The 13,266-nt window shown below is 61.6% G+C and carries 11 protein-coding genes; 5 read left to right on the forward strand and 6 right to left on the reverse strand.

The window, feature by feature from the left end; all coding sequences use genetic code 11:
• Positions 1 to 43: 43 nt before the first annotated feature.
• Entirely contained in the window at positions 44 to 3,880 is a 3,837-nt protein-coding gene (gene recB / locus IE123_RS02835) for an exodeoxyribonuclease V subunit beta (protein ID WP_189514884.1), read from the forward strand.
• Complete coding sequence (gene recD, locus IE123_RS02840; RefSeq protein WP_229819549.1) at positions 3,877 to 5,970, forward strand: exodeoxyribonuclease V subunit alpha; 2,094 nt, start codon at positions 3,877 to 3,879, stop codon at positions 5,968 to 5,970. The genes recB and recD overlap by 4 nt, the downstream gene beginning before the upstream one ends.
• Positions 5,971 to 6,012: 42 nt before the next feature.
• Here the strand turns inward: recD and IE123_RS02845 are convergent, their stop codons facing one another.
• On the reverse strand, positions 6,013 to 6,156 hold the full coding sequence (locus tag IE123_RS02845; protein ID WP_189514886.1) for a hypothetical protein: 144 nt from the start codon (positions 6,154 to 6,156) through the stop codon (positions 6,013 to 6,015).
• A gap of 555 nt (positions 6,157 to 6,711) precedes the next feature.
• Between IE123_RS02845 and IE123_RS02850 the strand changes: the two genes are divergently transcribed.
• Both IE123_RS02850 and IE123_RS02855 read left to right on the forward strand, forming a co-directional pair.
• Positions 6,712 to 7,419, forward strand: coding sequence for a RibD family protein (locus tag IE123_RS02850; RefSeq protein WP_229819550.1), 708 nt, complete (start codon positions 6,712 to 6,714; stop codon positions 7,417 to 7,419).
• A gap of 77 nt (positions 7,420 to 7,496) precedes the next feature.
• Entirely contained in the window at positions 7,497 to 7,721 is a 225-nt protein-coding gene (locus IE123_RS02855; protein ID WP_189514891.1) for a hypothetical protein, read from the forward strand.
• A 2-nt stretch (positions 7,722 to 7,723) separates the two neighbouring features.
• Here the strand turns inward: IE123_RS02855 and IE123_RS02860 are convergent, their stop codons facing one another.
• The 5 genes from IE123_RS02860 to IE123_RS02880 are packed head-to-tail and all read right to left on the reverse strand — an operon-like array spanning position 7,724 to position 12,149.
• Entirely contained in the window at positions 7,724 to 8,725 is a 1,002-nt protein-coding gene (locus IE123_RS02860; RefSeq protein WP_189514893.1) for a lysylphosphatidylglycerol synthase transmembrane domain-containing protein, read from the reverse strand.
• A complete protein-coding gene (locus IE123_RS02865; RefSeq protein ID WP_189514894.1) occupies positions 8,722 to 9,639 on the reverse strand; it encodes a class I SAM-dependent methyltransferase in 918 nt (305 codons plus the stop codon). The genes IE123_RS02860 and IE123_RS02865 overlap by 4 nt, the downstream gene beginning before the upstream one ends.
• Before the next feature lie 15 nt (positions 9,640 to 9,654).
• Complete coding sequence (locus IE123_RS02870) at positions 9,655 to 10,746, reverse strand: glycosyltransferase family 4 protein (protein ID WP_189514896.1); 1,092 nt, start codon at positions 10,744 to 10,746, stop codon at positions 9,655 to 9,657.
• Entirely contained in the window at positions 10,743 to 11,141 is a 399-nt protein-coding gene (locus IE123_RS02875; RefSeq protein ID WP_189514898.1) for a 6-pyruvoyl trahydropterin synthase family protein, read from the reverse strand. The genes IE123_RS02870 and IE123_RS02875 overlap by 4 nt, the downstream gene beginning before the upstream one ends.
• A 27-nt stretch (positions 11,142 to 11,168) precedes the next feature.
• Positions 11,169 to 12,149, reverse strand: a complete 981-nt coding sequence (locus IE123_RS02880; protein ID WP_189514900.1) for a zinc-dependent alcohol dehydrogenase — start codon at positions 12,147 to 12,149, stop codon at positions 11,169 to 11,171.
• 322 nt (positions 12,150 to 12,471) lie between these two features.
• Here IE123_RS02880 and IE123_RS02885 point away from each other — a divergent pair, with 322 nt between their 5' ends.
• Positions 12,472 to 13,209, forward strand: coding sequence for a CDP-alcohol phosphatidyltransferase family protein (locus IE123_RS02885; protein ID WP_189514903.1), 738 nt, complete (start codon positions 12,472 to 12,474; stop codon positions 13,207 to 13,209).
• Positions 13,210 to 13,266: the final 57 nt, after the last annotated feature.

Consider the following 13,266-nt stretch of genomic DNA (forward strand, 5'->3'; position numbering starts at 1 on the left):
GTTACCCATGGCACACGACGCGCGGCGATGGTGTAATGCGCTCATGACCACATCGCTTGATATCCCGACGCTGCCGCTTAACGGCCGCCGCCTGATCGAGGCCGGCGCCGGTACCGGCAAGACCTTTACCCTGGCTGCGCTCTATGTGCGCCTGGTGCTGGGGCATGGCGGTGACGCCGCCTATCCGCGCCCCCTGATGCCACCGGAAATTCTGGTGGTGACCTTTACCGAGGCTGCCACCGAGGAGTTGCGTGATCGTATCCGCGCGCGCTTGCGCCAGGCACGCGAGGTACTGCTGGGGCGCGCTGAAAGCGATGCCGTGCTCGACCGGCTGCTTGAAGACATTGAGCCCGAGGACCGCGAACGCGCGGCTTCAAGGCTCGATGCTGCCGCTCGCGTCATGGACGATGCCGCCATCTTCACCATTCATGGCTTTTGCCAGCGTATGCTCAAGCGTCACGCCTTTGATAGCGGCGCACTGTTTGCCAGCGAGCTGGTGCCGGACAGCAGCGTGCTGTTCAGGTCACTGGTAGAAGACTACTGGCGTCGTCAGTTCTATCGACAGTCCACGGCGCGCCAGCGCCTGCTGGCGCAGTGGTGGGAAACCCCGGGCGATCTGCAGCAGGAGATCAGCCTCTTGTTGCACGGCGGTCGCCCCAGGGCACTCATGCTGGGAGAGACGCTGATCAATGCGCCTGTATCACTGGATGAAACGCTGGGGCGGCTGGATCGCGCCATGGCGCAGAGCGAGGCGCAGCTGACCCAGCTTCGTGCGCTGTGGCAGACGTCCAGTGATGACATTACAGCGCTACTGCGAGAGGCGATCAAGCGTGGGTCGCTCAAGGCCAATATTTTCAGGCCGGCGGATCTGGAGGCGCGTCTGGCGTCCCTGAAGCAGTGGATGACTGGCGAGCACGAGACGCCCGATGACACGCTCTGGGATACGAAAAAGCGGCTGTGGTGTTCGCGCACGCGTCTGGAAGAGGGGGTTAAAAAAAACCACGCCCCGCCTGAACATGCCTTTTTCGAGGCGCTGGCGCAGTTTGAAACACTTCTGGACACTCAGCGTGATCAGCAGGCCACGGTGCGCGCCCGGGTGCTGGCGCATGCCCGGGACGCCCTGGCGCAGGCACTGACGCAGGAAAAGCGTCGGCGTGGCATGTGGGATTTCGATGATCTGCTCAACAGCCTGGATGATGCGCTGGCCGGCCCGGCCGGGCCGCGTCTGGCCGCTCGCATTCGTCACAACCTGCCGGTGGCGATGATCGATGAGTTTCAGGATACCGACCCTGTTCAGTACCGAATCTTTTCCACCATTTACGCCATGCCGCAGCAGATGGCGGGGCTGGCAGCGGAGGACACTGACGCCGCTGACACGGGAACGGGATTTTCGGACACGTCCGAGGTACCTACCGCGCTTTTGATGATCGGTGACCCGCGCCAGGCCATTTATGGATTTCGCGGCGCCGATATCGAGACCTATCTGCAGGCGCGCCGCCATGTGGATCAGCGCTACACGCTGGATCGCAACTTTCGCTCCACCCAGGCAATGGTCGGCGCCGTTAATCATCTCTTTGCCACCGGGTCACCCTTTCAGCTTGACGAAATCCCCTATGAGCCGGTGACGGCCCACGGGCGCAATGAGGTATTTGTCGAGGCCGGTGAGCCGGTCGAGGCGTTGACCTGCTGGCACATGGAAGGGGAGACGTCGGTTCGGCGCGATGACTATCTCGACACCATGGCCACCGCGACGTGTGCCGATATTACCCGGCTGCTGGCCGGTGCGCGCCGCGGCGAGACCGGCTTTCGCAGCCCCGAAGGTGACATCAGGGCGCTGCGACCGGCCGATATCGCGATTCTGGTGCGTACCGGCAGCGAGGCCATGCGGGTACGCCAGAAACTGCTGGAGGGCGGGGTCCGCTCGGTTTATCTGAGCCAGAAAACCTCGGTGTTCGAGTCCCGCGAGGCGTTTCACCTGCTTCAGCTGCTGGAAGCCTGTGCCCACCCGCGCAATGACCGCTCCCTGCGTGCGGCGCTGGCCACACGACTCATGAGTGATTCGCTGACGGAAGTGGCGCGGCTGGAAGCCGACGAGCTGGCCTGGGAGGCAATGGTGGAGCGCTTTGATGGCTACCATCGTCTCTGGCAGCGCCAAGGGGTGCTGCCGATGCTGCGCGTGATCATGCGTGATTTTGACGTGCCTGCAAGGCTTCTGACCCAGCCCGATGGCGAGCGGGCCCTGACCGATGTGCTGCATCTGGGCGAGCTGGCCCAGACCGCCAGTGCCCGACTGGACGGTGAGCAGGCGCTGCTGCGCTGGTGGCACCAGTCACTGGCCGGGCGCTTTGATAGTGGCATGGACCCGCAATCCCTGATTCTGCGGCTGGAAAGTGACGATACCCTGGTGCGTGTTATCACCATTCACAAGTCCAAGGGGCTGGAGTATCCGCTGGTCTACCTGCCATTCATCGCCGACCACCGCGAGGTGGATGGCAAGAGCAAAACGCTGATGCTGAGCGATGCTTCCCACGGCGCCTCGCTGATCATGCAGGTCAGCGACGAACAGCGCGCGCACGCCGACCGGGTGCGCCTGCAGGAGGACCTGCGTCTTTTGTATGTGGCGCTGACGCGTGCACGTCACCTGTGCCGGCTGGGAATCGGGCCGATCTACAAGGGCGCCTCACGCAAGGACACGCCAGAGGGTGCGACGACCCTGGCAGGTGCTGCACTCGGGGCATTGCTGTGTCAGCACGGCGCGTGTACGTCGCTGGATACCACAGCACTACGCGAGATACTGGCCTCACTGGTGACGCCGGGCAGCATTGCGCTGACCGCGCCGCCAACCCTGCTGGATCAGGTAACGATGGCGCCCGGTGAGTACTCGGCGGTGGGCCGGGCGCGCCGGTTCAGGGGCCAAATTGATCGAGACTGGTGGGTGGCGTCCTATACGGCGCTGGTCGAGGGCGCCCGTCAGCCCGGCGACATGACCCGCGAGGCGCGTGAATCGATGCTCGAAGCGCAGGGACCGGGGCTTGATCTGGAGGTGCTCAATGAGACCAGCCCCATTCCGCTGCCGCCGGTACGCCGCCTGCTTGATTTCCCGCGCGGTCCGCGGGCGGGCACCTTTTTGCACGCCCTGCTGGAAAACATTGATCCTGACCGTCTGGGCGAGCTTGCCGTGCCGGGCTCAGGCTATCGGGAGGAGCTTTATCGCTTGATTCGCCAGCGGGTGCAGCGCAGCCATTACGATGATCGCTGGGTGGAGGTACTGCATGACTGGTGCTGCGCGGTACTGACGGCGCCGCTGCATCCGACGCTACCGGGGTTGTCTCTGGAGCAGCTGACAAGCTGGCGAGCCGAGCTTGAGTTCTGGCTGCCGGCACAGGGTGTCAGCAGCTATCGGCTGGACGCGCTGATTCGTCAGCATGAGCCGCTACCGGGAGCGCGCGCGCAGCTGGCGCCCAGAACGCTTGCCGGTATGCTCAAGGGCTATATCGATCTGGTCATCGAGCACGATGGGCGCTTTTACGTGCTCGACTGGAAATCCAACCATCTGGGCGACACCCTGGAAGCCTATGATCAGGCTGCCATGGTCGCCTCCGTGGTCTCACATCGCTACGACATTCAGTACGTGATTTATACCCTGGCGCTGCACCGTCACTTGAAAAGCCGGCTGCCGGACTATGACTATGATCACCACCTTGGTGGCGTGCTCTATCTCTTTCTACGCGGCATGACGGCAGAGGGGGGGCGCGGCGTGTTGTATCGCAAACCGGCGCGAGCGCTGATCGAGCAGCTCGACCAGCTGCTGGCGCAGGACCAGTCTTTTCATGAAGAAGAACGCGCCGATGAGAGCGCCGGTGCAGGAGGGATGTCATGACGCGCCGCGATAAAAGCCTCGAGAGCGGCCAGTTTTCCCTTTTCGATGAGCTGCTGGACACGCCGGATATGGACGCCGCCGGTGAGCCCACCCCGCTGGTGGCTGACTCGTCGCAGTACGCGGCACTGCCGCCGGCAGGCGCCGTGGATATGGCCTTTATCACCCGGCAGCTGGAGTGCTGGATCGCGGTCGGGTGGCTGCGCCCGCTGGATGCGCATCTGGCCCGGTTTGTGAGCACGCACACCTCAAGAGGGGATCCGCTGGTAATGTTGAGCGCCGCGCTGGTCAGCCATCAGCTGGGACGCGGGCATATCTGCCTGGATCTCGATCATGCCCTGCGTGACCCCGATGCGGTGCTGTCCCTGCCGCCTCATGACATGGCCGCGCCTGGTGATGAAGCCGGTATTGTCAGCCCCGGGGCACTGCTGGCAGCGCTGGGTGTTCATCATGTGGACACATGGCGTGAGCGCCTGCATGCCTCTGATGTGATGGGACAGGGGCATGATGACGCTGCTTCCCTGCCGCTGGTGCTTGAAGGCCAAAGGCTTTATCTGCGTCGCTTCTGGCAGCACGAGTGTAGTGTTGTGGCGCGTCTTCAGAAACTGATGAGCCGGGCCGGCAGCATCAGTGACGAGATGATGGCGCGGCTGGAAAGACTGTTTGACCGTGAGGCGGCGGCATCTGGCTCCGACTGGCAGAAGGTGGCCTGTGCCATGGCGCTGCGCAATCGTCTGACGGTCATCTCCGGCGGGCCGGGCACCGGCAAGACCACGACAGTCACTCGCCTTTTGGCGTTGTTGCAGGAGAGCGCCCTGAATGAACAGGGGCGCGCGCTGATCATGCATCTGGCGGCGCCTACCGGCAAGGCGGCTGCAAGACTGTCCCAGTCGCTGGGCGGGGCGGTCGCCGAACTGGCTGTGTCCGAGGCGGTGCGCGCCTCCCTGCCGCGTGAGGCCACCACCCTGCATCGGCTGTTGGGCGTGCAGCGTGACAGTCGCCATTTTCGTCATGACAGTGATCATCCGCTGGCACTGGACGTGCTGGTCGTCGATGAAGCGTCCATGGTGGACCTGGAGCTGATGGCCTCGCTTCTGGCTGCGCTGCCCGCCCATGCGCGGCTGATTTTACTCGGAGATCGTGACCAGCTGGCGTCGGTGGAAGCCGGCGCCGTACTGGGGGATCTCTGTGAAGGGGCCGCACAGGGACGGTGCAGTGATGAGGTGCAGCACTTGGTGGAAAGGGCGGCCGGACAGCCGTTGCCGGCGTCAGTCGCTCCCGTGTCAGTGTTGGCCGATCATGTGGTCGTACTTCAAAAGAGCTATCGTTTTCACGAGCATTCAGGGATAGGGGCACTGGCGCGTGCCGTCAATCGCGGTAGCGTTGATGACATCAAACGCTGCTGGCAGGCCGGCTATCAGGACATTGATTTTCAGCTGGTCGGCGAGCAGACCGGTGCCCTGATTCGACGAGCGGTCAGCGGCTACCGTGAAGCGCTCAGGGCGATGGGCAGTGGCGCAGGACCAGAAGAGGTATTGCGTCTTTTCGCGCGCTTTCAGGTGCTTTGCGCGCTGCGACGAGGACCATGGGGCGTGGAAGGACTCAACGAGGCCATCGTCGAGGCGCTCTTTCGCGAGAAGCTGGTCGGCGGTACCCGCGGCTGGTATGCCGGACGGCCGGTCATGGTCACGCGTAATGATCCGCAGCTGGGGTTATATAACGGTGATATCGGTATTGCGATGTTCATGGCCCGCGAGGATGAACATCGTGACGTGACGTCAGGGCGGCTGCGGGTGTTCTTTCCACATCCCTCCGGTGAGGGCGTACGTGCCGTGTTACCGGGGAGGCTGGGTGGCGTTGAGACAGCGTTTGCCATGACCGTACACAAGTCCCAGGGCTCGGAGTTTGAGCGCGTGCTGCTGGTGCTGCCCGAGCGGCCCAACCCGATCATGACAAGAGAACTGGTCTATACCGGTATCACGCGGGCCAGATCCCACTGTCTGATCATGTCTGCCTTTGGCGGGGCCATTGAAAGTGCTGCGCTGCGCCGAACATGGCGAGCATCCGGTGTGGGTGATCGCCTTGGCGCCTGATGTCTGCCATTGGCAAGAGGCAGCAGCGCGAGATGATACATGCTAGCGCCCGGGCAGACGCATCAACAGCTGGCGGCGAACCACGGCCGGGCAGGTCGCCAGATAGCGGCAGAGCAGCTCTCTGGGCAGGGCGTTCATATCGGCCAGACGAGTATTGTGAACACGCAAATAATCACTTGCAGACATGACAGTGTCTCCCCTCCGGGTGATCGACATGTGCTGATGCTGGAGTGACATTTCATGACATTCCAGACAACCATGCAGTGTTTTAATTTCTTGTACATTATTGGTACAAGATGCGGCTTGTTGCCAATGAAGGCTCATGAATTTTCACAATCAAAAAGCGCAAAATTTTTGGACACTGTTCGTTAAAAGCCTGCCGGAGGGCGGCTGAAAGCCATGGATTCATCATGGCAGGGCCTTTTTCAGTCAACGGCAGTTTTTCAAAAAACTTGTACAATATTGTGCTTATAAAAGCGCGCCATGTGAGCATGACGAGTTTCAGGAGGGGCGGGACTGTTCTTCAGGCCGCTATTGCCATGTCTTCAACCAGCAACATATCGGGGTAGCAGGGAACTTATGGCAGCGATGGCTCTCTCCAGGACGCAGGCCTGGGAACATGTATTGCGCGCACGCCGGTTTGACTGGCAGCGCGGCCTCTCATATCAGCACAATACGATGTCAATAACGGCCGGCGGAGCGTGGCACTGTAGTGAGGAGGTTGACGCATCAGCATCGCAGTTGCTCGACATCATGCTGCCGCTGGTAGCGCGCGCCGCGCCGCTGGTCATGGCGCAGCTGGGGCAGAGCCTTGATGGGCGTATTGCCACCGAATGTGGGGCGTCCTATTACGTCACCGGCCATGAAGGACTTGTGCATCTGCATGCATTGCGTGCCATCGTCGATGCCGTTGTCGTGGGTGCCGGCACCGTGGCCATGGATAATCCGCGCCTGACGGTACGCCATGTCACCGGTGAGCATCCGGTCCGGGTGGTACTGGATCCCCGTGGCCGGGTGCCTGAAAGCCGATTTGTCTTTGAAGATGACAGCGCAACAACCCTGCATCTGGTAGGCCACGAACATGTCGCGCACTGGCAGGCCTGCCATGAATGTCATGCCCATGCCGTCAGCGTATGGGGGCTTGAGGTGCAGTCAAACGGTGTCGATCCCAGAGAGGTGATCGATATTTTGCATCGTCAGGGGCTGATGCGCGTGCTGGTGGAAGGGGGCGGCATGACCATCTCGCGATTTTTACAGACCGGCTGCCTGGACCGTCTGCACAGCATGGTCACGCCGATGATTATCGGTTCGGGCAGACCCACGCTGACACTGCCGGTCATCGAGTGCCTGAGTGAGGCAATGCGTCCGTCGTCACGGCATTACACGCTGGGCAATGATGTGCTTTTCGATCTTGATTTTGGCACTGTTGAGCAAACAGACACGGATTAACCGTTCTTTTCAGGCTCTTCGATGACGGATTCTCTGGGAAAATGCCGGGGTCCCTCGCCATTGACTGGAGCCTGAAAATGAGTGTGAAAGGGTTGTTATCGCTGCTGTTTGGTATGTTGCTGGTGGTCTCTGGTATCTGGCTGACGCTTGACCAGGCACAGCAGGAGCGACAGTGGAATCTTCAAAGGGATGCCGCCAATGGTGTGATTCCCGGCGAGCTTCCCGGCGATGAGGCCACCGCCGGCACTGGCGAACAGGCTGGCGAAAAAGACGATAGTGGTATCGTCAACAGGTTGCCCTGATCCTATCCACGGGCGTGTCGAGGTGTTACATGGCGGCCCAGAAGCAGTACCACGGCACCTGGCAGACTCGACAGCAGTATGACCGCACCATATGTCATCGAAATGGCCACGCCCTGCTGGGCAGGAAAACCGGCCAGTATCCAGACCAGCGCAGCAGCGCTTTCCCTGATGCCCCAGCCGGCCACAGAGACCGGAATGGCCATGGCCATCAGTACCGGTGGCGTCAAGGCCATCAGTGTCGTCGTCGACATTGATTCCCCCAGTGCTCTGGCACAGCAGATAAATACCAGCATGTAACTCAGCACAATGGCCATCGAGCTTACAAGCTGGCGCAGCCACAGGCGTCGATTCCAGAGCCCCCGACGCAGATCACGCCGTAATGCGTGCAGCCAGTGCGGCGGGTGTCGATAGACCCACACCCCCGGCAGCATGATCGCCAGGGCCATCGCCAGCAGCGCATATTGCCCCTGCGTGCCTGCTCCCAGCATCAGGTTGGCCTGTTCAAATCGCTCGATCAGCCCATGTCGCAGCGGCGTAAAGATCAGCAGGGTGGCCAGTGCCACCAGCAATAGCGCGGCCTGACCCGATGCCCGTTCGATAATGACCGCCCGCAGTGCCGCGCCATGGGCAGCGTCCCGGGTACCATGACGCCAGGCACGGCCCAGATCCCCCGTGACACCTCCTGGCAGCATTTGATTGAGAAAGATCGATAGATAGTATTCGCTGATGGCGGTGCGCAGCGGCAGTGAAAGCCCCATGTGGCGCGCCGTCAGCTGCCAGCGCCAGGCAGAGAGGATGACCTGGGGAATCGAAATCAGTAGTGCCAGTATCAGCCATTGTGCGGAGAGATCGCTCAGGCGTACCAGCAGGGCTTCGATATCCACCAGCCAGGCCACGCAACCCAGAATGATCAGCGTGAACACCCAGCGCAGCGTTGGAGAGGCCAGCAGGCGCCGATATCCGTGCAGATCGCCTGCCGTATTTCGAGATCTTCCCGTCCTCATGAAGCCCCGGACATGGCCGGCACGGCGAGCAGGTCGGTATGCCCCACCACGATCCCAAGGCGCCCCCGGGCGATATGTTGCTGGCGCGTCTCATGCCACTTCATCAGGACCTGACGCTGATGGGGGGCCTGTTCCAGCGCCGCATCCCGCCAGCCCTCTACAAGCGCTCTGGCCAGCAATGCCGTCTCCGCCTCTCGGCAGTCAAGCTGCCAGGGGGCGCTTGTCCGGGTCACCTGATAGCCTGCGTTTTCCAGCAGGGTGGCGGCCACCTCCGGTGCGTGCGTGCCCAGGGCGCCATTGAACCCTTTGTCGCGCTGCTGATGGGCCCTGATCAACTGCTGGACCTGTCGATCCATCTCCAGCAGGGCGGCGTCGCCGTTTTGATCGTCATGATCGATGAGCGCATTGTCCCCGTTGATGCTCATGGCCAGCCATACCGCGCACTGGTGCGAGGCACACTGTTTGATCAGCGTCTCCAGCCACGCCTTCGATACCAGATCAAGCAAAGCGGAGGCGGTCACGATATCGGTGCCGGCCAGCATGTCTTCTGTCAGGGCCTGATCCAGCTCGGAAAGATCGCGCTGGCGGCAGTCAAGCTCTGCAATATGCGCGTGATGAGGGTTGGCCTCCCCACGGGCATGCGCCAGCAGCGCAGCATCCTGGTCGATCAGACACCAGTGCTGACGAGGCGGCAGGCGAGGCGCGAGATAGCGCAGGTTGTTGCCGCTGCCACAGCCCAGGTCCAGCAGTCGCAAGGTGCCTTGGTGCGAGCGTGATGACAGCCAGTGTCGGCATGCTTCGCTCAGCGGCTGATCATCGCGGGCCCGATGATCAGCCGCTTCACGCAGGGCGAGCCATGACGCACTGAAATCACTGTGTGCGGCCATATCGCCTAGCGTCCGTGATTGGGCCATGGGCGGTGACTCCAGTCAGGAAGCGGCGTTGATGTGCAGGCGATTCAGACAGGCCAGAAAATCATCGGCGGCGCCCGGCCAGTCGTTGAGTGTCCGGCGGGCCTCAAGCGCGCCCTGGCGCAGGGTCTGATAGTGCGTGCTGCGCGTAGCGGTGTCGTCAAACAGCAGCGAGCGCAGCGCATTACGCAGCGCAGGCGCATCGTCAGGAGGGACATGGATGCCGGCACTGGCAGGCAGGGTGTCGGCCAGTGCGCCGCCGGTGGTCGTGATGACGGGCAGACCATGGGCCAGCGCCTCGGTAATCACCATGCCATAGCCTTCATAGAAGGAGGGCAGGACAAACAGATCACTCTGCTGCCAGTGTGTTTCCAGCGCCTCGGGAGCCAGGGCGCCATGCAGGGTGACGCGCTGCTCGAGCTGATGTTCGACGATCAGGTCGCGCAGTTTTTGAGTATAGCGCTCGTCGCGGGTGTCATCGCCGATCAGATCACAGTGCCAGTCATGTGCCTTGAGATCTGCCAGCGCCTCGAGCAGCAGATGCTGGCCCTTGCGCGGAATCAGGGTGGCGATGCACAGCAGTCGCGGTGTGTCATTGTCTGTCGGGGCGATCGATACCGGCGTGATACCGGGCTCGACCACGCTGATGTGTGTCTCATCGACGCCCAGTTCGACCAGACGGCGCTGGGTAAAGCGGCTGGTCACGATGATGCCGGCAGCTGACTGCAATGCCTGGCATTCAAGCCCCAGGAGCGTTTTGCGTTGCCCCTCATCGAGACCGGTTTCATCGCCCAGCGGATGATGAATGAGCGCGACCAGCGTCAGGCGACGGGCATGCACTTCCAGTACGTCGGGCATGGCACTGGCGGCTAGGCCATCGACCACCACCAGGCTGCGATCGGTACAGCCGCCCAGCGCTCGCTGCAGCGATTCCCGGGCAATATCGTCCGGCCACGGAAAGCGCCCATCCAGCCCGATGACCTCGACCTGGATGTTGATCTCGCGTAGCGCCTCGACAATGCGACGATCATAGATATAGCCGCCGGTCAGCTGATCCGGCCGGCCGGCGATGATCAGGACCAGACGGCGAACGGAGTGTTCGGATGTCATAGCGACCCTTCGTAGCTTGCCCAGGCGATATGGGATTCGTGCAGGGTAACGCTTAGCGCCGTCAGTCCCTTGCCGGTCTCGCCCAGCTGGTCGGCCTCGATCGAGGCGGCCATGCGGTCAAAGATGACCCTGGCCATGAACTCGGTAGTGGTGTTGCGCCCCTTGAACTCCTCGATTTCGTCAAGATTTTGCATGTTGATGTCGCTCAACACTTCCGACAGCGTCTGGCTGGCAAGGCCGATGTCGACGATCAGGTCGTCCTGATCAAGCTCCGGACGCTTGAAAGTGACATCCACGATGTAGGTGGCGCCGTGCAGTTTCTGGGCCGGACCGAAGATCTGACCGTTGAAGCTGTGGGCGATCATGACGTGATCGCGAACGGTAAGGCTGTACATGGCAGGACTCCGAAAGGGAAAAATGAATCAGGTACTGTAGCGAATGCGGTGACACAGGGTGCCGGCCTGGGTGGTAACGCGGGCCATGGTATCGGGTAGTGCTTCAAAGTCACTTTCTGCATCGATCAGGACGTCCAGCCGGTCATCCTCAAGCAGTTCGAGCGCCTGTGCCATACGCTCGGCATGGGTACGCCGTGCCGCGCGGGCTGGGGAGACCGTACCGACCTGACTGGCTCGCAGCGTCAGTCGCCGCGAATGAAAGGCCTCGCCCAGTGGCAGGCTGACCGACTGCGCGCCGAACCAGCTTATTTCGATGATGGTCGCCTCCGCGCCGGCGAGCGTCAGCGCCTGCTGAAGGCCGCCTTCGCTACCGCTGGCATGAATGACCAGATCGCACTCATCGCGCGCCTGCGCCGGCGTTGCAAAGTCGATATCCAGTGCCTGTGCCAGCGTTTTTCGCGACTCGTCGATGTCGATCAGCTCGACCCGGGTGCCCGGGATATTTCGACACAGCCAGGCCATCAGCGTGCCGACAACGCCGGCGCCAATCACGGCGATGCGATCTCCTATCCGGGGTGCGGCGTCCCAGAGGCCGTTGAGCGCCGTTTCCATGTTGGCGGCCAGTACGGCGCGCTCGGGAGGCAGTGCGTCAGGTAGCGGCTGCACCATGGACATGGGGACGACGTAGTGATCCTGATGGGGATGCAGGCAGAATACGTAACGGCCCTCGAGGTCACTCGGGCCTTCTTCCACCAGGCCCACGCTTGAATAGCCGTATTTGACCGGCGCCGGGAAGTCACCTTCCTGAAAGGGCGCGCGCATGCGCGCATGTTCGCTTTCCGGCACCCGGCCGTGAAACACCAGGGTTTCAGTACCCCGGCTGATGGCGCTGTAACAGGCGCGAATCCTGACCTCATCGGCCCCTGGTCTCGCCAGCGACTGTGTTCGAATGGTCCCTTGTCCGGGCGCTTCGACCCAGAAGGCGCGGGCTGTATTTTCCGAGCTCATTCATGACCTTGTGCGTTGTTGACCTGTGCGTTGTAAAAAAGCGCCGTGCCGTCAAAAGGGCGCTACGCAGTATAGACACTGTCCGTGGATTCGCCGTGTCGTACAAGGCTTAAGCCAGCCTGCGCCCGCTGGGCACCCTGCGTCACCATATGGTGATCAAGCGCTATCCTTAACATGGTTTATCATATCGGCACCCGGTTTGCCTGTTGTATGATGACTTGCTGATGAATGTTGCGCGATTCTGATGGGCCTGCCCGATGTACATGCGGGAAGCAAAGCGGGATGGGCAAAATGCCTGCTGACAGTGCTGGAGGGCGCTGACATGAGTGACCGACGGGTAGCAATGAGGCCTTTCAGCTGGTCTTCTTCCGGCATGTTCCGGGATCTTCTGGCAGGGTTTGTCGTCCTGATGCTGCTGGTGGCCATGTTGCGTGTCATGTACATGACGCCGGTGTCACTATATCCCGCGGCCGGCGGTGCGTATCTGGTACTGGCCGCAATGATGCTACATGGCCGGCCGGCCGGGCAGCAGCATCTGGGCTGGGCCAATCGCGTGACGCTGGCGCGCGCGGTGTTGATCGTGCTGCTGACAGCCATGCTGCCGCAACCGACGTTTGTCAACGATCATCACCTGCTGGTATTTACCGCGGCGCTAGTAGCGCTAATGCTTGATGGCGTGGATGGCTGGGTGGCGCGGCGTACCCACACCGAAAGCCGTTTCGGTGCGCGTCTGGATATGGAACTTGACGCCTTTTTCATTCTGATGCTGTGTCTGATGCTGGTCATTCAGGGCAAGGCCGGCATGTGGATCATGGCCATCGGCGCCATACGCTATCTGTTTGTCGCGAGTGCCTGGCGCTGGCCCTGGCTTGGCAGTGAGCTGCCGGTCAGTTACCGGCGCAAGACCATCTGTGTCTGGCAGGTCAGTACCTTGATGACCTGCCTGCTGCCCTGGGTGACAATGCCCTGGTCGAGTCTGCTGCTGGCCCTGGCGCTGCTTCTTTTGATGATCTCCTTCGCCCTGGATATCGCCTACCTTTATGCCCATGCTCGCCGATAGGGCTGCATTTTCCAAAAGGGCTGCCGATATGGCCTTTGATGTATCATGACTTTCATG

The organism is Kushneria pakistanensis (assembly GCF_014652795.1).
GTDB classification, from domain to species: domain Bacteria; phylum Pseudomonadota; class Gammaproteobacteria; order Pseudomonadales; family Halomonadaceae; genus Kushneria; species Kushneria pakistanensis.